The 23703-nt window shown below is 43.8% G+C and carries 16 protein-coding genes; 2 read left to right on the forward strand and 14 right to left on the reverse strand.

Going from position 1 to position 23703, the window contains the following annotated elements:
• Positions 1–110: 110 nt before the first annotated feature.
• The 6 genes from QUA00_RS02835 to QUA00_RS02860 all read right to left on the reverse strand — a co-directional run bounded on the left by QUA00_RS02835 (position 111) and on the right by QUA00_RS02860 (position 6810).
• Positions 111–785 (reverse strand): nitroreductase family protein, encoded by a 675-nt coding sequence (locus tag QUA00_RS02835; RefSeq protein ID WP_333104359.1) that lies wholly within the window; start codon positions 783–785, stop codon positions 111–113.
• Positions 786–987: 202 nt separating this feature from the next.
• On the reverse strand, positions 988–1971 hold the full coding sequence (locus tag QUA00_RS02840; RefSeq protein ID WP_333104356.1) for a GntR family transcriptional regulator: 984 nt from the start codon (positions 1969–1971) through the stop codon (positions 988–990).
• 298 nt (positions 1972–2269) lie between these two features.
• Positions 2270–2485, reverse strand: a complete 216-nt coding sequence (locus QUA00_RS02845) for a transposase (protein WP_333408622.1) — start codon at positions 2483–2485, stop codon at positions 2270–2272.
• 46 nt (positions 2486–2531) lie between these two features.
• Positions 2532–3395 carry an RNA-guided endonuclease TnpB family protein gene (locus tag QUA00_RS02850; RefSeq protein ID WP_333408623.1) on the reverse strand — a complete coding sequence of 288 codons (864 nt, stop codon included), beginning with the start codon at positions 3393–3395 and terminating at the stop codon, positions 2532–2534.
• A gap of 54 nt (positions 3396–3449) precedes the next feature.
• Entirely contained in the window at positions 3450–5018 is a 1569-nt protein-coding gene (locus QUA00_RS02855; RefSeq protein WP_445305715.1) for an adenylate/guanylate cyclase domain-containing protein, read from the reverse strand.
• A gap of 403 nt (positions 5019–5421) precedes the next feature.
• Positions 5422–6810 carry an aminopeptidase P family protein gene (locus tag QUA00_RS02860; RefSeq protein WP_333408625.1) on the reverse strand — a complete coding sequence of 463 codons (1389 nt, stop codon included), beginning with the start codon at positions 6808–6810 and terminating at the stop codon, positions 5422–5424.
• 396 nt (positions 6811–7206) lie between these two features.
• Here QUA00_RS02860 and QUA00_RS02865 point away from each other — a divergent pair, with 396 nt between their 5' ends.
• Together QUA00_RS02865 and QUA00_RS02870 are read left to right on the forward strand one after the other, a co-directional pair.
• On the forward strand, positions 7207–7650 hold the full coding sequence (locus QUA00_RS02865; RefSeq protein WP_333306702.1) for a DUF4332 domain-containing protein: 444 nt from the start codon (positions 7207–7209) through the stop codon (positions 7648–7650).
• Between the two features lie 159 nt (positions 7651–7809).
• Entirely contained in the window at positions 7810–8166 is a 357-nt protein-coding gene (locus QUA00_RS02870; RefSeq protein WP_333144848.1) for a Spx/MgsR family RNA polymerase-binding regulatory protein, read from the forward strand.
• 63 nt (positions 8167–8229) lie between these two features.
• Here the strand turns inward: QUA00_RS02870 and QUA00_RS02875 are convergent, their stop codons facing one another.
• The 8 genes from QUA00_RS02875 to QUA00_RS02910 form a co-directional block, all read right to left on the reverse strand.
• The gene (locus tag QUA00_RS02875; protein ID WP_333104348.1) at positions 8230–8658 is read right to left on the reverse strand and encodes a GNAT family N-acetyltransferase; all 429 of its coding nucleotides are present in this window, start codon (positions 8656–8658) and stop codon (positions 8230–8232) included.
• Positions 8639–10258 (reverse strand): cyclic peptide export ABC transporter, encoded by a 1620-nt coding sequence (locus QUA00_RS02880; protein ID WP_333144849.1) that lies wholly within the window; start codon positions 10256–10258, stop codon positions 8639–8641. The genes QUA00_RS02875 and QUA00_RS02880 overlap by 20 nt, the downstream gene beginning before the upstream one ends.
• Before the next feature lie 263 nt (positions 10259–10521).
• On the reverse strand, positions 10522–11121 hold the full coding sequence (locus QUA00_RS02885) for a Uma2 family endonuclease (RefSeq protein ID WP_333408626.1): 600 nt from the start codon (positions 11119–11121) through the stop codon (positions 10522–10524).
• 110 nt (positions 11122–11231) lie between these two features.
• A complete protein-coding gene (locus tag QUA00_RS02890) occupies positions 11232–11723 on the reverse strand; it encodes an OsmC family protein (protein WP_333408627.1) in 492 nt (163 codons plus the stop codon).
• A 266-nt stretch (positions 11724–11989) separates the two neighbouring features.
• Positions 11990–13561 carry an NAD(P)H-quinone oxidoreductase subunit N gene (locus QUA00_RS02895; RefSeq protein WP_333408661.1) on the reverse strand — a complete coding sequence of 524 codons (1572 nt, stop codon included), beginning with the start codon at positions 13559–13561 and terminating at the stop codon, positions 11990–11992.
• A 490-nt stretch (positions 13562–14051) separates the two neighbouring features.
• Entirely contained in the window at positions 14052–15065 is a 1014-nt protein-coding gene (locus QUA00_RS02900; protein WP_333144851.1) for a poly(ethylene terephthalate) hydrolase family protein, read from the reverse strand.
• Positions 15066–15351: 286 nt separating this feature from the next.
• The gene (locus tag QUA00_RS02905) at positions 15352–16728 is read right to left on the reverse strand and encodes a response regulator (protein WP_333408628.1); all 1377 of its coding nucleotides are present in this window, start codon (positions 16726–16728) and stop codon (positions 15352–15354) included.
• Complete coding sequence (locus QUA00_RS02910; RefSeq protein WP_333408629.1) at positions 16725–23534, reverse strand: AAA family ATPase; 6810 nt, start codon at positions 23532–23534, stop codon at positions 16725–16727. Before QUA00_RS02910 ends, QUA00_RS02905 begins: the two co-directional genes overlap by 4 nt.
• Positions 23535–23703: the final 169 nt, after the last annotated feature.

The following is a 23703-nucleotide window of genomic DNA, read 5'->3' on the forward strand; positions in this document are numbered from 1 at the left end:
TTAGATTTTAGGTTGCAGAACAGTCGGGATTTGTGATTTGTTTGAACTTGGGCACCGATTCCTTCCAAATCTTAACTCTTAAAATTCAAGTTGCAACAAAATCTTAACTCTCAAATCTCAGCTTGCAAAGCCTGTCCATAACTTTCGCTGTAATAAACTTGAGTCACGTCAAAACGTCCGCCATATTGTTTCAAAGGTGCTGCTGCATAACCAAGCGGCAGCAAACAGCAAACATCTACTTCTTCGGGAATTTGAAAGGCTTCTTTCACCTTAGCGCTGACAAAACCTTCCATCGGACAACTGTCAACCCCAAAGCTTTTAGCTGCAATCATTAAGTGGGCTACTGCGAGCATTGTATGTCTGTTTGTCCAAGCTTCTAGGGAGTCGAAGCAGGGACGGTTCTCGAACAATTGCGGGATTGCTTGTCGCATATAACCGGCTAAATTGTCATTCATTGCGCCTGTGGTTTTGCCCAAGTCGATGACGGCTTCGGTGTTTTCGGGCCTGGCGGCGCGCCGATCGCCACAACAGATTAATACTATTGGGGCTTCTACCACTTGGCGCTGATCGAAGGCGCAAGCTTTTAATTTTTCCTTGCTGGCTGCGTTTTGAAGTACGATAAACCGCCAAGGCTGCAAGTTGTAACCAGAGGGCGATCGCACTCCCAATCGCAAAATCTCTGCCAATATTGCTGGGGGAATCGGATCGGGTTGGAAACTGCGCGCGGCCCGCCGGCTTTCGATCGCCGTTTTAACATTAATTGAAGGTTGGATTTCAATTGTCATGGATAATTGGTAATTGGTAATTGGGCATTGGGCATTGGGCATTGGGCATTGGGCATTGGGCATTGGGCATTCGGAATTGGGCATTGGGCATCGGGCATCGGGCATTGGGCATTGTTATTTGTTATTTGTCCGATGTTATTTGTGAGTGGCTACCAATAACTAATAACTAATGACTAATGACTAATGACTAATGACTGCTGACTTACCCCAAGCCCAACTCGCGCTTGAGCAAATTAATCGACTTAGATCCGATGTAATTTTCGGAGCATATCAGTTGCGGGGGACGAATAATATCTTCTCTAGCCGCATTGATGGCAGCTTTAACTGTAGCAAAACTCGGTTGGTCGCAAAAAATTGTTCTGGCCGATCGCACGATCGAGTTAATCTTGTACTCGTCTGACACCAAGGCCGTCATCACCAGCAAATCCTCTCCCCGGATGCTGTGGATGATGACTTCGGTCGATCGTAGCATTCCCGGACTCAGGCTAACGAGACCCAAATAACTGTCTTTCGGCAAACCCCCGACTAACTGGATTTCCTGGCTGTAGTCGTAGATGTCTACGGGAATCACTCGCACCGAACGAGGTGCCGAAATCGATTCTGCTTCTCCGATAAAATATCGACTCGTGATCACAGTTCCCGAAGAGATTTGATCCAAAAAAGTACCTAGCTGTTCCATCGCCACTAACTGTATGGGAATGCGGAGAGCTTGTTCGAGTTCTTTCGCCATCAGTTCACCCACGCCGATGTCTTCTGTGGGGGCTGTAACGACCACGCGGGCGCTGCACCTGAGCCGCCAGTCAATTTCGGCCAAAAATAATTCCCTCGCTTGGTTGAGCGTACAGCCCTGTCCCAGCAGTTGATCGATACTTCCTTGCACTATTTTGTTGGCAAGGGGATATTCTTCGAGGATCGGAGATTTGAGTTTGTTGCCGTGTTCGTTGCCTTGAGCACGGACGTAAATGCCCGATCCTGCTTGGGCTTCTACGAGTCCGGTATTTTCGAGCTGGCGGTATACTTTGCTGATGGTGTTGCGGTGCAAACCCGTCTGCATGGCTAGCTGTCTGGTGCTGGGCAAGCGGTGTCCGGGCGGAAATTGTCGCGAGGCGATCGCAAACCTGATTTGATTGAATAGTTGGGTGGATGCTGGAATATCGCTATCGGTTTGAATATGAAATTGAACCATTATTAAAGGCTCCGACGACTTCAACTTAGTATTTTTATAAGGTCGAGTACCGCGCCTCGGATTGCTGCGATATCTCTGTCTATAGCATAATCTTATTTGGCTGCTCTGCTGCAGCCGTTCTGCCGAGCGGGCGATGGCGCCTTCGAGGCGATTAATCGCAGCCTGCAGAGTTTCCCTCAACAATCAGGTACTTTCAAGTCTTAGTTTTATTTACTGCTTTGTAAAACTTACCTAAACTTGTCTAAACCCATTTTTAGACACAATTCGGAGTTTACTTCCTACGCTGTTGGGTAGACGGCTAATCCCAAGATAAGTAGGCTATCCCCCTGGCTGCCGAGGGTTCCCAGTTTAAAATATTTAAACTTGCGTTAAAATCACGATCCAAAGATATGCCACAAGCAGGACAATCAAAAGTCCGAACGCTTAGTGGCATCTCTTTTTTTGTACCACAATTGGAACAAGTCTTAGTGCTAGGAAACCACTGGTCTACCAACACTAAATTAGCTCCATACATTTTTGACTTGTAGTCAAGTTGACGTTTGAACTCGTAGAATCCAAGGTCAGATATTGCTCCAGCGTTCCTTGTGATTCGCCATCATTCCTTGAACATTCAAGTTTTCAATCTTGATTAGCTTGAAAGTTTTAACGGTGGGAGTTGTCAACTTGTGAAGGAAATCTAAACGAATATTAGCTAGCCGTGCATGGAGCCGACGGATTTTATCGTAGGTTTTACGCTGGTTTTGAGAACCTCTTACCGGTTTTGATGCTTTGCGTTGCAATTTAGCAAGTTTGGTTTTCGCACTGGCTCTTAACGGCTTTGGCGCATCAAATACCTGCTGATTTGACAGCGTGGCAAAAGAATTAATGCCTACATCGATTCCTACAGAGCTTTCAGATTGTTGAACAGGCAAACGTTCTGCATCAACACAGAATGACACAAACCAACGACTTCCTTCTTTTGAAACCGTAAAAGTTTGAGAAATAAAACCACATTCTAATGGTTCAAAAAGCCGAAAACTTCCCAGCGTAGGGATTTTAATGGTGCTACCAGCGACCAACAAAACTTTGCCGTTAGACGAATCGACTGTAAAGGATTGACTGTCTCTGCGGCTGGCGAATCTTGGATGACCTGCTTTCCCAGAGCGATAACGATTGAAAGCATCTTTTAGATCGATTAACGCATTTTGGTAAACTCGACTAGATAACTGGTTCATCCAAGCAAATTCAGGCTTTTTCTTGACGTAGTTGGTGAGAACTTTCTTGACTTCGCCTATCACCTTCGAGTCGGTAAATTTCCCTTCGCTATACATTTGAGTCCGCAAGCTCAGCCCAAAGTTAAATACTACGCGCCGGAATCCTGCGTGTTTTGCCATCACGGTCGCTTCTCTGTTATTCAGTTTGAGCGCTCGTTTAATAGCAAACACAAAACTTCCTCTCAATAATCAACTATGGAGAATTTTAGCAAACTATTTGGCACTTTAGTCAATATCTGCAATTTTGAGATCGCTTCCTGTTTTTCTCCCCGTCAGTAAATAAGTTTGCATTGGCCCTTTACCTTTAATCTCGATCTCGCCGCGATCTTCAAATTCATATTTATCCTGCAGCAACTTATGAGTATAATGGCTGACTTGAATGCGGCCTGTTATGCCGTGAGATTCCATACGGCTGGCTGTATTTACCGCATTTCCCCACAAATCGTAAATAAATTTTTTAGTGCCGATTACCCCTGCTACCACCGGGCCGCTATTAATCCCGATGCGGAGCTCAAATTTCGCGTCTAGCTTCACATTTAATTTCTCAATTGCTACTAGCATATCCAGCGCCATTTCGGCGATCGCCTCTGCGTGGTCTGGGCGTTCAATGGGAATGCCGCCTGCTACCATGTAAGCGTCCCCGATCGTCTTGATTTTTTCTAAGCCGTGCTTCTCACTCAGTTGGTCAAAAGCTGAGAAAATTTCATTCAGCAAGTACACTAATTTAGTTGCGGACATGGTGGTAGAAATTTGGGTAAAATTCACCAAATCAGCAAAAAGAATTGTTGCTTTTTCAAACTTGTCTGCAATTACCCCCGGTTCGTGCTTCAACCGATCCACGATCGGTCCGGGCAAAATATTTAGCAGTAAACCGTCAGTTTTTCTCTGTTCTTTCTTGAGTGCAGCTTCCATCTTCTTGCGCTTGGAAATGTTGTGAAAAAACACAGAAAGGCCGTCGTGACCAGGAAAAACCCGGACTTCCAACCACACTTTTAAGGGAAGATAATATTTTTCAAAACTCACTCCAACTTGTTTCGCTACCGCTGCATGATACTCTTCATAAAAATCAGAACTCACTAATTCGGGAAACTCTTCCCAAATATTTTTACCATAAATTTCTTCCGGCGATCGCTGCAAAAATTGCCCTGCTTTGTAATTGACGTAAGTAAATCGCCACTGGGTGTCTAAAGCAAAAAAAGCATCGCTCATTCCTTCTAAAAAATTGACAATTTGCTCGTCTGTAGAACGGAGTTTGGCTTCTACTTGTTTGTTCCTGATCTGTGCGCGCTTTAATTTAGTTATATTTATTCGCAACTCCATTTGGTTAATAATTTGCCGTCCTAAAGTCCGCAGCGCTTCTAGCTGTTGTGGGGTGAGATTACGAGGAACTGTATCTATCGCGCACAAAGTGCCGATCGGATAACCGTCAGGAGTTACTAGCGGGGCTCCAGCATAAAACCGAATATTGGGATCGGAAGTTACTAGCGGATTGCCGACAAAGCGATCGTCATCTAAAGCATTGGGTACAACTAGCAATTCGTTGGGATTTAAAATAGCGTGGGCGCAAAAAGCTGACTCTCTCGGAGTTTCGGGCGCTTCCAGGCCGACTTTGGATTTAAACCACTGTCGGTTAGAATCTATTAAGCTTACTAAAGCAATAGGAGTGCCGCAAATATAGGATGCTAAAGCTGTTAGATCATCAAAAGCTGCTTCGGCTTCTGTGTCGAGAATGTTGTAGCGGTGAAGTGCTTCTATTCTCTCTTCTTCGTTGCTGGGCAAAGGTGCAGCTTGCATCGGCGGCCGCGAGGATATAGGTTTGCGAACAATGCGTGGAAGTATTAGTGCAGCGAATTTTCTGACTTGCGAGACCACTTTTTTAACTAATATCAAAAGACTTGTTGGCCAACCTTTATTCATCTTTATTTATTTTTTTTCACCCCTGATGGAACTGCGTATGTGCGATATCATTGGTGTCAACTTAAGCCTGAAACCCCTGATCAATGTCGCTTTTAGGTAAAGTCTAGATCCCCCTAAATCCCCCTGATTGTTGGGGAGTAGGGGTTGACTTTGAGAAGACTCCTGTCCCCCCCTTATTAAGGGGGGCGCCAGGGTGATCTAGCCTTAATAGTCAAACATCAGTCTCTAACTGGGTTTGACGTTAAGTTGACACCAATGGTGCGATCGAACTCGGCTCTACTTACGTATTTACCGCAACTAACTCCTCAATCTCCGGAGCTTTTGTGGGCAATTTGCCTGTCAATACTTCTCTACCCTCATCGATGACAAGTATATCATCTTCTATGCGTATCCCCCGCACATCGGCGAATTTTTCCAACTCCTCCCACTTAACAAAATCTTCATATTTAGCGCGGTTTTCTGGGTTATTTAAGATGGCCGGAACTTGATAAAATCCCGGTTCGATCGATACCAGCATTCCCGGACGCAAAACTCGATTCAACCGCAAAAATCCCAACCCAAACCGACTGCTTCTCGTTCTTCCTTCTTCATAGCCAGCCAAATCTCCTAAATCTTCCATATCGTGAACATCTAAACCAATTAAATGTCCGATTCCATGTACAAAAAACAGCGCGTGAGCATCCATTTCTACCAAATCTTCAACATTGCCCCGCAAAATACCTAAATCAACTAATCCTTCCGCCATAATCCGAGCAGCTAACAGGTGAATGTCTCGATATTCCACCCCCGCACTAACTTTATCAATACAAGCATCGTGTGCTGCCAAAACTACATCATAAATCGCTCTTTGAGTCGGAGAAAACTTGCCAGAAACCGGCCAAGTGCGAGTCACATCAGCCGCCCATCCCGTTGATGTTTCCGCACCGACATCTGCTAACAGCAAATCTCCTGTTTGTAGGGGATTGTGATAATGTTCGCTGTGCAGCACTTCTCCATGCACCGTCACGATACTAGGATAGGCATAGGTCATATTTTTGGAGATGATGACACTTTCCATTGCAGCGCGCACCCCTGCTTCAATTTGAGCATTTCGGGTTGCCGCCATTCCCGCTTTGTGAGCTTCTACAGTGACAGCGGCAGCTTGACGCAATTCGGCCAAACTGGCTGCATCGTGGCTCAGGCGCAGAGATATGATGGCCTTGGTTAATTCTAGGTCGATTCCGGTTGGCGAGTTGGGCGGTGCCAGAGGGCGATCTAGAATTTGAGACTGTTGCAACTGAGTCCAAGAATCCTGAATTGCGATCGTTGCTGCATTTGTTGAGCGCGCTTTCAATTCCGTCATTGGAAAAGCAGCATCAGCCCCAATTAGTTCGGCAATTTCTGCTCTTTTCGGCATTTCTCCGTGCCAAAGAGTGCTGCTAGCAGGTGCGTCATCTAAGAACAATTCTAATTTGCCCGATTCTAAGCGAATGGCAGCATTTTCTAAGGGCAAACCAGCAAAATATAGAAAGTGACTGCTGGCACGAAAGGGATAAGTAAGTGCCGGATAATTGCGAGGAATGCTGCGCCCCGACCATAAAATTACCGGAAAATTAATTAAACTAGCCAGTTTTTGCCGCCGTTGGTGTAGAGTATTAGTTAACAAATCATCACCTTGTGTAATTGTCATGGGTAAAAACCTATAATTTAGAGTTGGGTTTGCAGTCAGCCACAAGTTTTTGCATTCTCAGCATTAAAGCACTAAAATTCTGACTGCCAACTTGGCAGGCATTTTTGAGAAAATTCTCATCGGTCACTTCTTTTTTGCTAGCATTTATAGGCTGTCTTTTTTATAGTCTTGGTCGTCATCACCCGGATGATTGGGTTAAGCTGTAAGCCCGATCCCCAGTCAGTAAAAACAGGCTGAAACGGCTACTCCGCAGGCAATTAGCAGAAAGGTCACAACCCCCGCAATTAGTCAAATTCCTGGGTCTGGTTTTTGTTGATTGGGTGACGTGAGCGAGATCCTCTATTGACTGTTTGATATATGAGACTTTAAAGTATAAGTAAAATTAACAGAAAAAACATGAAAATTTCTCATAAAGCTCCTCAAACTTCTGTGCAAGTACGCGACTGGCCGATAGCACACTTACCGGGATTGAGCAAGGAAAACCAATCTCAACTGGAAGAGTGCAGCATCACGACAACCGGACAACTAATTAGCCTGACGAAAACGCAGGCGGCGAAAGTGTTGCTAGCCAATCAATTACAGATTAACATTCAATATGTTAATAAATGGGTAGCGATGGCAAATTTGGCTCGAATTCCAAGTGTAGGGTGTCAGTATTGCGGGCTGTTACTTCACGCCGGCGTTGCTTCGCCGGCTCAATTGGCTCAAATGCCCGTCGAGAGATTGCACCAACAAATTTTAAGGCTGCACGTAGCGACAATGCAGCGCAATGACTTAACTCCTTCAGTCGATCGCGTGCAAAAATGGGTTCAACAAGCTAGATTAGTCAGTAGTCATTAGTCAGTTGTCAGTTGTCAGTTGTTAGTTGTCAGTTGTCAGTTGTTAGTTGTTATTAGCCAACAGTCAACAGTCAACAGTCAACAGTCATTAGTCAGTTGTTATTAGCCAACAGTCAACAGTCAACAGTCAACAGTCAACAGTCAACAGTCAACAATCATTATGTCAATTCAAGTTTACGGAATCCCGAACTGCGGAACCTGCAAAAAAGCTTTCCAGTGGCTCAAAGATAGCGATGTTAATTACGAGTTCATTGACACAAAAGAACAGCCGCCGACTCGCGAAACAATCCAAAGCTGGGTAGCTGCTTTGGGTTTTCAACCCATGCGAAATACTTCAGGTCAATCCTACCGCGCTTTGGGCGACGACAAGAATAATTGGACTAGCGAACAGTGGGTAGAGGCTTTTGCTAAGGATGCGATGCTGCTGAAACGTCCTATGTTTGTTAAAGATGGAACGGCTGTTTTAGTAGGCTTTAGAGAGACACCAGATGTGATGCGAGAAAAGTTGGGAATTTAGAAGGGCCCTTATGGGCGCACCTTACGGCTACGAATAAATGCAGATGAAAGAAAATTACTAATCTCAGGACTTTTTTCGTTTCATAAATTTCCTCTCGCCCACATCATCACTGAAGCCCCACCGTTCATAAAATGGTATCATCTTCGGCAAACAGTGAAGTCCTAATGTTTCAACAGCTTGCAATTTAGGATGATTTACAACTGCATCCATCAACTTCACACCTAGTCCCATCTTGCGGTGCGTTGGGTTGACGATGACATCACAAATTGTTGCTCTGTACACAAAATCGGTGATAACGCGAGTAAAAGCAATTAGCCGATCGCTCTCATCGACAAAACCAATGATAACATCAGTCGCCGCCAGCATTTTCACAACATCCTCCCGCGTCCGCTTGTCACTCCAAAACTCGTTTTTGTACAAATCCATCAAGTCGGAAACCTGGCTTTCGGTCAAAGTTTCGACAATTCGGTACTTATCCATTTGAGCGGTCATACTCTACTTTACCGTAATCTAGTTTAATTGCGCGATCGGCAATATCAAAATAGCGATCGTCGTGACTAATCACAAACACCGTTTTCCCCCGCCGCTTCAACTCTGGTAGCAACTGCTTGTAAAAAATATCGCGGAAAAACGGATCTTGATCCGAAGCCCATTCATCAAACAAATAAATCGGTCTATCTTCCAAATACGCCGTCAGCAAAGCCAGCCGCTTTCGCTGTCCCTGAGACAAAGCCGTAGTTGACAAAACTCCATCTTTCACCTGAACTTTATTGTCCAAATGAAACTCTCGCAAATATTCAGCAGCCTGCTTGTCCAAATCGTGATTAGTCATCCCCAAAAGCCTTTCAAACAGATAGAAATCCGAAAAAATTGCCGAAAAATTCTGCCTGTAGCACTCACGATTCTCATCAGTAATTGGCTGACCATCTAGGAGAATTTCTCCCGATTCAGGAATGTACAAACCAGTGATTAACTTAGCTAAAGTAGACTTACCGCTGCCGTTACCGCCAATTATAAACACCAATTGACCCGGATGAAACTTCAAATTCAGCTCGCCCAAACTAAAATTGCTGTCTTCTTTTTCTCCCGGATAGCTGTGAATTATTCGATTTAACTCCAGCGTCTCCCACTCAGCAGTTTGAAACGGTTTAACCGCTGAATTTATCTCAGCTTGACTTGCCAAGGCCAATCCCATCCTCTCTATCTTTTCGACAGAAGTATTAGCACGAAAAATCGCCGGCAACCTTTGCAAAATATTGTTAAACGGAGACATCAAATAGGTACTTGTCAGAATGTAAGCTGACAAAACCGGAGTTGAAACCGGCACAAATTTCGGCAAAGCAAACAGCAGCAAACCCATCAGCATAAAAAATAGCAACTGACCCACTCCAATCGCAACTGCACCAGTATTCAAAGCAGTCACGTTATAATCGCGGGAAGCATCAGCACTCACCTGCAATTCTTCCGTAAAAAACTCTTGGCGGCGCAAGGAATGCAGTTTAAGTTCCTTAATTCCATCAGTAATACTGCGAAAATGCTTAAATAATATATCTTGTTCTTCTCTGGCTAAATCGAAGAATTTCCGCATTTTGCTCAGCAACAACTGCACCGTGCCAATCATCAGCACCAGAAAACTAAATACAACAACAAAAACCGTACCCGAAATCGTGCTTAAATAAGTTAAGCAGCCCACGACAACAGCGATATCAACACAGAGAAAAGGAATCAAAAATATAGTATTAGAAAGCGTTCCCACATCATCCGTGAGAGTTGCCAGCAAGCGGTTAGCACCCAACTCTTCCAAATTCCGCAAAGGAGTAGACAAAATGCCACGGCTCAAACTCAGCCGCAGATTGTAAACAGCTTCTTGAGAAAGGTAGATTAACAAAAATTGGGATACAAAGCCACTCAAAAGAGCCAAGATTGCTAATCCCGCAAAATACCAGACTAAATTACCATTGGAATTGTCGCTGATTGCCCGATTAATTAGGGAAATTAACATAGCGCTGCAACCGCCGCTGATTAAGCCGGTGAGTATGGCAATGGAAACATTTAACCAAGAAGCCTTTAACAGTAACCAAATTACATTCATCTAATTTTACTCTTAATTTAAATTTGGAAACTCTGGAATAAACCAAGCAAATCCCCTACTTCTTGGTTACAATCTCGCTCGCCAATGAATTTGATTCAGAAGTCGGGGATATATAGCAATCCTCGCATCAGTTGTAAAAATATGTAGGGGTAGTGCTACCCCTACTCCCCGTGCCTACCCCCCACGGATCGGGGCAACCGGGCGTGGGTTTTGCCCCTACAACAATTACACAATTCATTTAGAATCGCTATATAGCATTAATTTTATTCTTGTACTTCCGTTTCCTGGGTTTCAAATACTACTTTTGCATAAATCTCGTTCATCGACATTTGCACTCCCAAGGAAGCAAAAGAAACTGTTGCTGTTTCTCCCTCATATTCCTGAAATAACCATTGATTAGATTCAGTTTTAATATACTGTTTGACTAACAATTCGTATTGGCTGACTAATACATATTCACGGAATTGAGGAATCGATCGATAAAACCGAAACTTATCCTCTCGATCAAAATCTTTGGTAGACTTAGAAAGCACTTCCACGATGAGCATCGGATTGAGGATCTCATCACTGCGTCCCTCGTTGAAAATGGGTTCTCCTTCAATCACCATTACATCCGGGTAAGTTCCGCGTCGGTACCGAGGAATCCACAACCGCAAATCGTTGTGAAAAAGCTCATAGGGCTGCCCCTCAAGCAAATTTCCCAAGACTCTACTCAAATTTCGGATAATCCGGCTGTGATTAATACTACCACCAGTCATTTGTACAATTTCTCCATCGCGGTATTCATTTCTAAACTCAGCAGTTTCCTCTAACTCCCGGTACTCATCTAGAGTATAAATTTTTTGCTTATTTTCTACTAACATTTTTACCTCTACAGTTGCGACTAATTTTTAACGACGGAGGATTTTATAGAATATGATAGCAAATTTTCAGGTAGCTTGAAAGGGTGCGATTTGAGATATTGCACCCAATTTTATATGGGATTGGTTCCAGAACTGTTTAATTCCATAACTGTTGCTTCATGCAGCACTGGAAAATTCACCGAATTAGCAATAAAACAAACATGATGTGCGTTGTCGTGCAAACTGCGGGCTTTTTCCAAATCGTCACCAGCTTCGATTGTTACCAGCGGATGCAAAATTACCTCGGTAAACCGAATCTTTCCATTCTTTTGTGCCATCTTGCCCGTCGCTGCATCCGAGTAAGAGACTACCCGAATGCCAGCACGAGCGCACAAAGCAAGATAGCTCAACATATGACAAGCTGACAGTGCCATCAACAACAAATCTTCGGGATTGTACAGAGAAGCATCGCCCCGAAAAGTCGGGTCTGCCGAACCCACAAATGGCGGCTTACCCTCAATATTTATGGCATACTCACGAGAATAAGCGTCGTAAGATGAAGTAGAACCTTGACTGGCACCCGTCCAAACAGTGTTGATGCGGTATACGTGTTCTTTAGTCATTCTCAATTACCCACTTTTCTCTGCGTTAATCTGCGTTAATCTGCGCTTAAAAATCATAATTAACAGTATCAGGAGTTACGCAAGTGTCATAATTAGTAAGGTGCGTCATAGCGTAAACTCTTAATTACCCGTTGATAATGAAAGTCTGACGCACCCTACAAGTCGATAGTCCCCAGTTGGCATTAGTCCTAAGTATATCACAACAAAAAAGAAACGCCCAACTGCAAAGAGTCAGGCGTTTTCCACTATTTCAAAACCAGGAAAAATTAATCCCGGCGAGACACCAGATTCGATTCAAGTTTCGCACCCACAACAGGTTGCACATGACTCAATGCCGACTGCAACATGGGAGTTTTGGTAATAGCATCATTAGCCAAATTAAACAAAGGGTTCGACAAAATTCCCGCCAATGTTGTCGCCACCAAGGTGAGTACAACGCTGACTTGCAAAGGCCGCATTCCCTGAAGGTTCCAGCGAATTTCGGGATAATTTTTCACCGCGTCTGACATTTCTTGAGGTTCTTTTACTACCATCATCTTGACAACACGGATGTAGTAGTAAATCGAAACTACGCTGGTAATTAATCCCAGAATAACTAAGCCGTAAAGTCCTGCTTGCCAGCCAGCCCAGAACAGATAGATTTTGCCAAAAAATCCAGCCAGGGGCGGAATTCCGCCGAGAGAAAGCAGGCAAATACTTAAGGCTAAAGTTAACAGCGGATCTTTTTGGTACAAACCCGAGTATTCGCTAATTTGGTCGGTTCCCGTCCGCAGCGAGAACAGGATGATGCAGGCGAAAGCACCCAAGTTCATAAACAGGTAAACCAACATATAAAATATCATGCTGGAGTAACCGGCTTCTGTTCCTGCAATCAAACCCAGCATTACAAAACCGGCTTGGGCGATCGACGAATAAGCCAAAAGCCGCTTCATGCTAGTCTGGGCGAGGGCAACCACATTTCCCAACACCATGCTGAGAATGGCTAAGGCCGTGAACACGAACTGCCACTGTTCGATAAGTGCGGGGAAAGCAGTTGTTAACAAGCGGATTGCTAGGGCAAAACCTGCTGCTTTGGAACCGACAGAAAGAAAGGCAACAACGGGTGTAGGAGAACCTTCGTAAACGTCAGGAGTCCACTGGTGGAAGGGAACCGCAGAGATTTTGAAGGCGATTCCGGCGATCGCAAAAACCAAAGCAATCACCAAACCGAGAGATTGACCTTCATTCACCGTAGAAAGGTTAGCCGCGATCGCACTCAGCTTAGTTTCGCCACCAGACAAGCCGTACAGCAGCGACAGCCCGTAGAGAAACACCGCCGAAGAAGACGACCCAATTAACAAATATTTCAAAGCAGCTTCATTGGAACGCGGGTCGCGTTTTGTGTAACCCGTCAGCAAATAAGACGAGATACTCAGAGTTTCCAACGAAATAAAAATCATCACCAATTCATCAGCGCCGCTGAGGAACATTCCCCCCAAAGTAGCGGTCAGCAAAATGCCGATAAATTCCGCTAAAGCGGTACCCGTTTGCAGTACATAGCGGACGGATATCAAAATAGTGACAGCCGTACTCAAAGCGATAATTCCGCGAAACACTAAACTCAAGGCATCGCTGTTAAAACCGCCCAGAAACGAGATGGTATCCGTGTTATCCCACTGCAAACACAAGGCAGCGACGGCGGCCAGCAAACCCGCAACGGCAACGTAGGGAGTCCAACCCGAGGAACTGCGGCCTACGATTAAATCGCCGACGAGAACCACCAAGAGGGTGAGGATGACAATTCCCTCTGGCAAGATAGTTCCAGCATTTAGCTGGGCAGCAAGAGTAGCAAAATCCATATTTTCAGGCAGGTTGGGTAGTACAAGCCGCAAAGGCTGTAAAGGGCTGTGAACTTGTAAAAATTCTTTACCAAACACAGATTGTAGCGGATTACAGCTTCGCGATCCCAATTGGGCGGGTGTTTGTTGCCGGAGAGTGGATACTCGGTAGCGGTTTTGCATACATTGGCGGGCATTGTAGAGATTGCTGACTGATGTCACATCCGACGAGAGTCGCGATCGACCATAACTGGCACAATGTAGAAAGTTAAACCACTAATGTGGCATAACCGAAAGCATCCAGGATACAAGCCCCCGGATTCATCCGTCCAGAAATAAAAAACCTGTATCCGATAAAGGAGCCCCCGAATTTATCCGTGGGGTCAATTCTTCAATTCTTTAATCTAAAATCTAAAATCTAAAATCTAAAATCGATTGACCTCCAGTATACGATTAAATGTAGGCACACTATCTATTAGCCTTAATCTATCTTACGTTTTTTTAAGTGGAGCTACTTAGAAGATGGTTTTGGAACTGCAACGGTGGTAACACGGACATTCGGATCTAGGGCGTCACCTTGAGAGTAAATATAATCAAATGCCGATCGATCTTTAAGCATATTTGCCCGCAAAAACAGGGCGCTCCAACGGGCGATCGTTTCAATACCCACGGCTCGCTCTAAGGTAGCAGTATTGCGATCGGGCATCGCACCAGCGGGGTTATTAACATTGGTAATGCCGAAGTGATTTGCACCCATAACAGTAATCAAAGCTTTGGGTGGTGTTTGAATTTGGTCAAAGGTGCTTTGAGCTCGATCGGGCAGGGCGACACCATCGATAGATCCTTGAATCAACGCCACTGCAATGCCATCATTAGCGATGGGTACAAATTCATTAGCAATGGGATTCCGCAGGTTAGCTCCAAAAAAGGCACCCGCTAATAGTTCTTTCGGGCGCGTAAATGGCTCTTGACACAAATACAATTCTGGGAGACATTTGTTAGCAATAACGGATAACCCCACTGCACCACCAAAAGAATGACCCAATAAACCAAGGCGCTGCGTATCGATAACAGACGCGATCGGAGATGTGGGCTTTGTGTTTTCGATCGCCATTTGAGACAAAACCGCCGCAATTTGCGAAGTTTCCGACGCCAAATTAGGCGGTGAAGTGGGATTGAAGGGCGAAGGGCGCAAATGATTCGGAACAACTACCACAAAGCCGTACCGCGCCACATGGCTAGCGTAATCTGAATAAAATGATTTATCTACAAGCGCACCTTGCAATAACAGTACAATGGGGAAAGAGTAATTACCCGAATTAAGATCGGATGGTTTAGGATAATAAATATCAGCTAAATCGTTATTAGCAGATATAGTCGTACTGTAAAAGCTAGTTTCTTTAAATGGCGGTGCATAATCGATTGTTGTGGCAAGGACTTTGCCCCCAAGGACAACCAACGCAGCAATTGCACAAACAATTGCTAGGGTTTTTACGGAAAAAAGATCAGGGTTTAAATTCATCATTATTTTGGGTTTGAGAGTGCGTGCATAAGCTACTAAAAAAAAGCAATTTGGCGACTTGCCATTAAGGGAAATTTGTGTAAAGATTGCAAATCATAATGATATCATGTCCCCTCGATCGCAATTTTTGTAGGGGCGGGTTCACCCACAATACCTGCCAATAATTGACAATCTCAAAAACCCGCCCCGACCGGGATATTATGGTTAATCGATCGGGCATGATATGACTCCTAAATAAACACGATTCACGATTTTAGACCCTTTTTGACTACTTTTATTTTAGCGTGGATTATACCCCGACCAAATCTGCTTTAAAAAAACCTTTTTTAGAGTGGTAAATCGGAATTTCGACGGCTAATGTCGCCCCTTGATCCGGTATCGAAAAACAACGGAGTTGCCCCCCGTGGTTGTCCACTACAATAGTATAGCTAATCGATAACCCCAACCCCTTTCCTTGACCCACTTTCTTCGTTGTAAAAAATGGCTCAAATATGCGTTGTTGAATATCTTCGGTTATGCCGGGCCCATTATCAGTAATATAAATACCCACTTGAAAGTCGGAGAGTAATTTCGTGCAAATAGTAATAGTAGGGATTGGGCTGGTATCATCTACATCATTTGCCAAACATTTTTGGGATTGCAACGCCTCAATCGCATTAGTCAGAACATTCATAAAAACCTGATTAATTTGCCCTGCGTAGCATTCTATCTTTGGCAGATCCTCATACTCTTTTACCACTTTAATTATCGTTTGGTCTGCTTCATCTTTCAGCCGATGCTGCAAAATCATCAGCGTACTTTCAAGCCCTTCATGGATATCTACCGCTTTCAACTCAGCTTCATCGAGGCGGGAAAAATTCCGTAGCGAGTGCACTATTTCTCCGATTCGGTCAGCTCCTATGCTCATAGAAGCAATTAGCTTCGGCAAGTCATTCCTGAGAAAAGTGAAATCGATTGCCTCCAGTTGTTCCTGGATAGCTGCTGTGGGATTGGGGAAATCTTCTGCGTAGAGTTGCACCAGCCTCAGCAAATCTTCAGTGTACTCCCTTACGGGCGAGAGGTTCCCTTTAATGAAGCTAATCGGATTGTTAATTTCGTGAGCTACTCCTGCTACAACATTCCCCAAACTTGACATTTTCTCGCTTTGGATGAGTTGAGCTTGTGCATTTTGTAACTGTTGTAGAGCCAGCTCTAGTTCTTGGGCTTTCTCTCGCTCTTTAGCCTCTGACTCCTGCAATCGCGCATTTTGCTCGTGCAATTTTTTTTGCAAACGCTGAAGAGTTAGTTGATTTTCGACACGAGCTAAAACTTCTTCTAAATGAAATGGCTTGGTGATGTAATCTACTCCTCCAACAGCAAAGGCTGTGACTTTATCCAACACTTGATCTAGGGCGCTCAAGAAAATAACTGGAATACCCGAAGTTCTGCCATCCGCTTTTAAATGTTGGCAAACTTCGTAGCCATTCATCTGGGGCATCGTGATGTCGAGCAAAATTAAATCTGGTGGGGTTGAACGTGCTGCTTTTAATGCCATTTCCCCGTTTATTACGCCCCGAACTTTATATCCTTTGTCGCTCAACATAGTGGATAAAAGACGCAGGTTGTCTGGGGTATCGTCCACCACTAAAAGATTTGCAACATGAGATTCTAATTGCTGGCTGTTCATGGAATATTTTCTTCAGTTAAGTTAGTAATTTTATCAAAACGAAAGTTGTTAGCCCAATCAGCGATAGCCTCCGCAAAAGAAGTATTAGATTCAGGAATTGCGGCGACCAAACTTAAAATCAGCTCTGCATCAGCATCGATAGCTGCTTGATGTAACTGTATCACCCACTCCGCAGGCATTGTCCCCAAAGTTGTCCTTAAATTTTCAGTTTTTTCCCCTTCTTTTACACTCAAGTCTTGACCCTCAAGCTGAGATAATGTAAAGTTCGGTAAATCTTCATAGATATACTGTACCCCTAAATGTTCAGCCATTTTGGCAAAAATAACTTCTTCTTGGAAAGGCTTGCTCACAAAATCGTCACAGCCTGATGATAAAACAATGGCTCGCTCCTCCTCAAAAGCGCTAGCGGTCAACGCAACAATCGAGGTAGCCTCATCTTGAATCTTGGCTTTAATTTGTCTGGTGGCCTCATACCCATCTATCACAGGCATTTGCATATCCATCCAAATTAGGTGGGGTTTCCAAGTTTCCCAGATTGTAATAGCTTCTTGACCATTTACTGCTTCGCGTACCTCCAAGCCAAGCGGTTCGAGAACATTAACCAATAGCAAACGGCTCTCCCATTTATCATCAACCACCAAGATGCGATACGAGGGTTGGTTGGGTTCTAAACCAATTACCCGCCTTCTTGATTGTCGAGGTTGAATTTCAGCCATATCAGGGGAGCTAATTTGGATATCAAAACTAAAAGTTGTTCCTCGATTCAAGGTACTGCTGACGGTAATGTCTCCTCCCATCAGTTGTACGAATTGTCTGCTGATGGGTAAACCCAAGCCTGTTCCTTCTTGAGATTTCCGACCTGCGTCAGTTTGCACAAAAGCCTTAAATAGAGAATCTAGCTCAGTAGGAGCAATGCCGTAACCAGTGTCTTCCACTTCAAACGTAAGAGTCCGTGGTTCGTTGTCTATGGGGGACTTTTGTTTCGCACTAATTGCTGCAACCCGAAGCGTTACACTTCCCTTTGTAGTAAACTTTATCGCATTTCCTAGCAGATTAATCAAAACTTGACGCAATTTACTTTCGTCAGTTTTTACATACTGAGGAATGTTAGAACTGATGTGCCAACTGAGCTGTAAACCTTTAGAATCAGCTTTGAGTTTGAGCATTTCTTCGAGAGAATGGAGCAAATGATACAGGTCAAAGCTAGTAGGATTTAAGGTAATCCGACCTGCCTCGATTTTAGACATTTCCAGCACGTCATTAATCAGCGTCAGCAAATGCTCGCCAGAACGACTAATGATGCCAATCTGTCCCTGCTGTATGTGAGAAAGGGATGAGTCGCGGGCTAACACTTGGGTAAAGCCGAGAATTGCATTGAGGGGAGTTCGCAATTCGTGACTCATTTTTGATAAAAATTCGCTTTTAGCCTTGTTAGCCGCATCTGCTACTTCTTTGGCTTGTTGTAAGGCTGCCTCTGCTTTTTTACTTTCCGTAATATCGCTTGCTGTGCCAGTTATTCCTAGAATATTTCCCTCGGAATCCCGCACTACAATTGAATTAAGCCGGAGATTGATAGGTCTGCTGTCTTTAGCTAAGTGTATAGTTTCATACTGAAAGACGGACTCTCCGTTCAGCATACGTTGGAATATCTCGTGATCTTTGGGAAGTTGTTGAGGTGGTTTGAAATCAGTGAATTTTCGCCCTATCATTTCTTCAGGGCAGTAGCCAAAAATCTGTTGGACGGCAGCGTTGACGAAGGTATAACGCCCTTCAGCATCAACTGACCAAATCATATCCTGCGATGTTTCAACTAAGTCACGGTATTTAGCCTCGCTTTCTTTGAGCGCTTCTTCTACCCTTTGACGATCGGTAATGTCGTTAGTGACTAAGAGAATACACGCTTCTCCACCCAGCTCAATAATATCTGCTGATACCAGCATCTTCCTCACCTCGCCTGCGGAAGTACGGCAATCGAATTCCTGATTGCGAAGCACTCCTGATTCTTGCAATAGCTGTTTGTATCTGTCACATTCTTCTAAATTAACCCAAAAATTCAACTCACTTGCTGTAAAACCAATTACCTGTTCGCGAGAGTAACTAAAAGTGCTGAGGAAACTGTCGTTCACTTCGATGTAGCGTCCATCTGCAAACCGGGCGATCGCGATCGGGTTAGGACTGGAACGAAAGGCTTTAGAAAACTTTTCCTCAGACTTGCCCAAGGCTCTTTCTGTCTGCATCCTAACAGCGATTTCCTGTTGCAATTCTTGCGTTCTTTCTATAACCTTACGTTCCAGCGTTCGCGAGTATTCCCCTAATTGATCGTAAAGTTGAGCATTCTCAATGGAAATAGCAATTTGGGCCGATAAAAGTTTTAACAATTCTAGCCGATCGGTAGTAAAAGCCCCTTCAGTCAGGTTATTTTCCAAATAAAGAATGCCTGTCAGCTTACCTTGGTGCAGCAAAGGAGTGCAAAGAATAGATTTCGGTTGAGTGGCTGCAATATAAGGATCGCGGGTAAATTGTCCCTCTTGGGCCGCATTATTTAACACCACATTTTCCTGAGTGCGAATCACATAATTGGCGATCGCACAAGCCAGCAAAGGAGTGCCCCCAGAAGCTGCTATCGGATTGAGAGGAAGCGATTGCAGCACACTAACTTCATCCTCCTGCACCGAACCTTCCGCCTCTAGCGCCCAGTTTCCCGCTTTTTCTAAAATCAAAAAACCTTTTTGTGCCCCCGCATTCTCGATCGCAATTTTCATCAATCTTTCCAGCAACCTACTCAAAACTATTTCACCCGAAATCGCGCTCGTTGCTTTCATCACCGTAGCTAAATCTAGCGTCTCACCCAAATTGCTGCTAGTAGTCGCCGTCGTTGTGCGGTTAACCTTTGTTTGAGTAGTTGTCTTCCCTGAAGTTCTCACTATTAATTGGGGATATTTTTCCTCCAAACTCTCAACTTTACGTTTAGCACCCCAGTATTGGTAGCCATAGTGGGCTTTAGTCAGGTAGATGTGGGCAAATTCTTCTTTATCTTTCCCCAACCAGAACTTAGCCGCCAGTTCCGCCGCCAGCGCTTCATTCTGAATAAAATCATACTCTCTAGCCTGGGCTATCGCGCGATCGTACAAATCCATCGCCGACAAATCTCGACCTGAAATTCTCGCCATTTCTGCCGCCACCAGCGAGAATTTATGTGCAAAACTTTCCGAGCAGTTATCCGCCCAAACTTTGATTTGTTTCTGATTAGCTTCTAATTGCTGCCAGTAATCTTTTCGCTCCGATTCAGAAACCTCTGAATACAGAGCCGTTAAAATCAGACAACGGTAAAAATAATGGTGAGCACTAGAAATATGGCCCATCAAATAATCAATCAGCTCTGCCGCGCGTTCAGATGCTTCTAGCGCCTCACTATACTGTTCGTAAAGATATAAAGTCTGCGCTTTTAAAACATAAAACTCGCACAGCGCTGCCATGCTTTTACGGCCCTGAAAATTTTCTAAATGCTGTTTTTCGCTAACTTCATCCTCTTCGCCCATCAAATTTAAAATTGCTATCTTATTAGCAATAATAATATCAATTGCCCATAAATTTTTAGTGTGATAGCAAAAATGGAGCGACTTGCCAATATCTTCCAAAAGACTATTCAAATTCATGCCTTGGAAGAAATAGGTAATGGTTTGAAACATCCGGTTATAACCCGTCCATTGCAAATTCCCCGATTGCAAGCCAACTTTATAACCTTCGTTATTAATTTCAGCCGTAGTTTTGAGCGGTCTCACCCAGCAGTTTAAGTAATTGGCAAAAATCACACTATCTTGGCAGTTTTGAGACAAGTTATTTGAATTTTCGCTCAGAGTCAGAGCGAGTCTGCCAAACTCATAAGCCGATTGGTAATCCCCTAAAATTGAATTCAGGATAATTCCATAACATGAATAGCAGTAAGACCCTCCCGCTACAAAACCGTACTTGAGAGAAAGGTTAATCGCTTTGATCACAGTCAACTTCCACAGTTCTTGAGATGAAAAGAACGTTAGCGGCCCCATGTTGCCCAATAATTTCATTGCCATTTGTTGAGCCGGATCTTTCATCTTGTCGGCATTAATTAATGAAGCAATTTCTTGGTGAGCCAAGTTGGCTTTAGCTGCCACCATTTCCGCATTAACCGCCTCGCTTAAATTATCTTCATCCAAGTCTATGCCCAGCAATTGAAGGGCTTTTAATCCAGATTGAATTGCTGATTCATATTTACTTAGCAGAGTGTACTGCACGATCAAAATGTTGTAAATTTCGGCTTTTTCTAGATCAGATTTAGCCTGGGCAAATGCCACTTCTATTAAAGCTTCTGATTCTTCAAAATTGCCGTTTAAATATTCGGCTTCGGCTAGCTCCTTATGAAAGGTAAAAGCTAGTTCGTAGGATTCTTGCCAAATATCGCCCGGTAAAATTTCTAGACCGAATTTTAAGTAATCTCTGGCAGCAGCATAAGCCGTTGCATCTTTGGCTTTGCGAGCGGCTGTTAAATTTAAAATAGCGAGTTCAGTTTTCTCGCGTTCATCAATGATTAAATTCCGACCCGAATTTAAATGATCGGCAATTTCAAAAATTCTTTCGGCTCGTCGCTCAGGAGAAATATTTGCCAGTAACAGACGACCAATTTGTAGGTGAATTGCTGTTTGCAGTTTTGAGTCAATCAAAGCGTAACCTGACTGCTGCACGCGGTCGTGCAAAAATCTATAAGTAGTAATTACCAAGTCGGAGTTAATTATTTCTGATTCGGTAGCACCTAACTCAGAAGTAGTTAAAATTAATCCCTCTTGGATGGCTGGCAATAGTTCTTGAAAGGTGGTTCCCCAAGATTTCTCGTTAATAATTGAAAGAGTGTTTAAGTCAAAACTATTACCCACGCAAGCAGCCAAACGCAAAACTTGCTGAGTTGATTTGGGCAGTCTTTTCAATTTGCCAATCATCAATTCAATGACGTTATCAGTAATACCTACTGATTCAATTTCTGCAATATTCCAATCCCAGTTTCTTTCGTAAAAATTGAATCTCAGCAGGTTTTCTTGATAGAGAGTTTTGAGAAACTGATTGACAAAAAAAGGATTGCCTTGAGTTTTACTGACCACTAACTCGGCGAGGGGGAGCGCTGATTTTTGGTCTTTACGCACGGTATCAGTAATTAAGTTCACTATCTGGTGAAGGTGTAAGGGAGCTAAAGTAATTCGCTCGATTCTTGCACCTTCATTTTGCAGCTCGTCCAAAGTCATCATTAAAGGATGAGATGGGTTAACTTCGTTGTCTCGATAAGCACCAATTAGAAATAGATAGTTGGTTTGCTCATCTGCGAGCATTACTTGTAGCAATTTCAATGTAGCGGCATCAGCCCATTGTAAATCGTCGAGAAAGATGACTAAGGGATAGTCAACTGAACAAAAGACGCGGATGAATTTTTGAAATACTAAATTAAAGCGGTTTTGTGCTTCTGTAGCGCCTAATTCTTGTACGGCTGGCTGTGGGCCAATGATTAATTCTACTTCAGGAATGACATCGACAATGATTTGACTATTAGCGCCAACAGCAGCTAATATTTTTTCTTTCCAGGTATTGAGTTGATTTTCGCTTTCTGTTAAGAGTTGCTTGACTAATGATTGAAAGGCTTTGACAACGGCGGCGTAAGGGATATTTCGTTGAAATTGGTCGAATTTTCCGGCAATAAAATAACCTCTGGCTTTAGTAATTGGTTTATAAACTTCTTGTACTAAGGCGGATTTACCAATGCCAGAGTAACCGGATACTAGCATCATTTCGGTGCTGCCCCTGCTGACTCGCTCAAAGGCTGCTAATAAGGTTTCAACTTCTGTTTCTCTGCCGTAGAGTTTTTCGGGGATGAGGAAATGGTCTGTAATATCCCGCGTTGCCAATGCAAACGTCTCAATGTTACCCGTGTTTTGTAATTGAGCAAGACAAATTTCTAAATCGTGTTTCAGTCCTAATGCACTCTGATAGCGATTTTCCGCATTCTTTGCCATCAGTTTACTAACAATTTGGGATAAAATTAGGGGAACTTCTGGCTTGATTTGATGTACGGGAATCGGCTGTTTGGCTAGATGACAATGCACTAACTCCATTGGGTCGTCTGAGTCGAAGGGTAACTGTGTTGTCAACAATTCATAGAAGGTGACACCCAGCGAATAAAAGTCACTCCGATAGTCAATGCCTCGATTCATTCTTCCTGTCTTTTCTGGGGAGAGATAAGCTAAGGTTCCTTCGATGGTGTTGGGATTCTGGATTTCTTGGGTTTCTCTCGGCAGCAGGGAAGAAATACTAAAGTCAATGAGTTTAATTTGTTTGCTATGTGGGTTAATCAGAATATTGGCTGGTTTGATATCTTTATGAATAACTCGGTTTTGGTAGAGAGAGTGGAGAATATTTGCTAGTTCCCTGGCTAGGGTGAGGAAGTTTTCTAAAGATAGAGATTTATCTGGTTGGTTTTTATCAGTTGCTGCCGGGAGATAAGTAGACAGGGAAACTCCTCCAAAGTCCTCCATTATCAAAGCATAGGCGTTTTTGTAAGGTGTTAAATCGATGGGTTCAACCACTCCAGGCAGACGTAGATTTTTGGCGATGGTATATTGGTTGCGGAATTGCAGCAGTTCGCTGAAGCTGGGGTATTCGTTTCGCAGCAGTTTGATGACGACTGGAGTCCGATCGCACTCACGAACACCTCGATAGACTAGAGTGCGAGATCCTGCATAGAGTTGTTCTGTTATGCGATACCCAGGCAGGTCAGTAATTGTCTCCATTTTTCAGTCCTCAATAAATTGGGGGTTACTATATATCTAGTTTACTCAGCAAACTTGGAAAATTCTCAATGGCCTCTAATGTTCCTGCACTTGTCAGTCCGCGTTCTGTACGAACGCTCGCAGTTCGTTGGATACTGAAGCCATATTATTAATTGTTTTACGGCTTGAG

Source organism: Microcoleus sp. T2B6 (genome assembly GCF_036700475.1).
In the GTDB taxonomy this organism is placed as follows: Bacteria; Cyanobacteriota; Cyanobacteriia; order Cyanobacteriales; family Microcoleaceae; genus Microcoleus.

Excerpts from the sequence above, each read along its gene's own strand:
- QUA00_RS02835 (WP_333104359.1), bottom strand. The coding sequence starts at position 785 with ATGACAATTGAAATCCAACCTTCAATTAATGTTAAAACGGCGATCGAA.
- QUA00_RS02840 (WP_333104356.1), bottom strand. The coding sequence starts at position 1,971 with ATGGTTCAATTTCATATTCAAACCGATAGCGATATTCCAGCATCCACC.
- QUA00_RS02845 (WP_333408622.1), bottom strand. The coding sequence starts at position 2,485 with ATGTATGGAGCTAATTTAGTGTTGGTAGACCAGTGGTTTCCTAGCACT.
- QUA00_RS02855 (WP_445305715.1), bottom strand. The coding sequence starts at position 5,018 with ATGCAAGCTGCACCTTTGCCCAGCAACGAAGAAGAGAGAATAGAAGCA.
- QUA00_RS02860 (WP_333408625.1), bottom strand. The coding sequence starts at position 6,810 with ATGACAATTACACAAGGTGATGATTTGTTAACTAATACTCTACACCAA.
- QUA00_RS02865 (WP_333306702.1), top strand. The coding sequence starts at position 7,207 with ATGAAAATTTCTCATAAAGCTCCTCAAACTTCTGTGCAAGTACGCGAC.
- QUA00_RS02870 (WP_333144848.1), top strand. The coding sequence starts at position 7,810 with ATGTCAATTCAAGTTTACGGAATCCCGAACTGCGGAACCTGCAAAAAA.
- QUA00_RS02875 (WP_333104348.1), bottom strand. The coding sequence starts at position 8,658 with ATGACCGCTCAAATGGATAAGTACCGAATTGTCGAAACTTTGACCGAA.
- QUA00_RS02880 (WP_333144849.1), bottom strand. The coding sequence starts at position 10,258 with ATGAATGTAATTTGGTTACTGTTAAAGGCTTCTTGGTTAAATGTTTCC.
- QUA00_RS02885 (WP_333408626.1), bottom strand. The coding sequence starts at position 11,121 with ATGTTAGTAGAAAATAAGCAAAAAATTTATACTCTAGATGAGTACCGG.
- QUA00_RS02890 (WP_333408627.1), bottom strand. The coding sequence starts at position 11,723 with ATGACTAAAGAACACGTATACCGCATCAACACTGTTTGGACGGGTGCC.
- QUA00_RS02895 (WP_333408661.1), bottom strand. The coding sequence starts at position 13,561 with ATGGATTTTGCTACTCTTGCTGCCCAGCTAAATGCTGGAACTATCTTG.
- QUA00_RS02900 (WP_333144851.1), bottom strand. The coding sequence starts at position 15,065 with ATGATGAATTTAAACCCTGATCTTTTTTCCGTAAAAACCCTAGCAATT.
- QUA00_RS02905 (WP_333408628.1), bottom strand. The coding sequence starts at position 16,728 with ATGAACAGCCAGCAATTAGAATCTCATGTTGCAAATCTTTTAGTGGTG.
- QUA00_RS02910 (WP_333408629.1), bottom strand. The coding sequence starts at position 23,534 with ATGGAGACAATTACTGACCTGCCTGGGTATCGCATAACAGAACAACTC.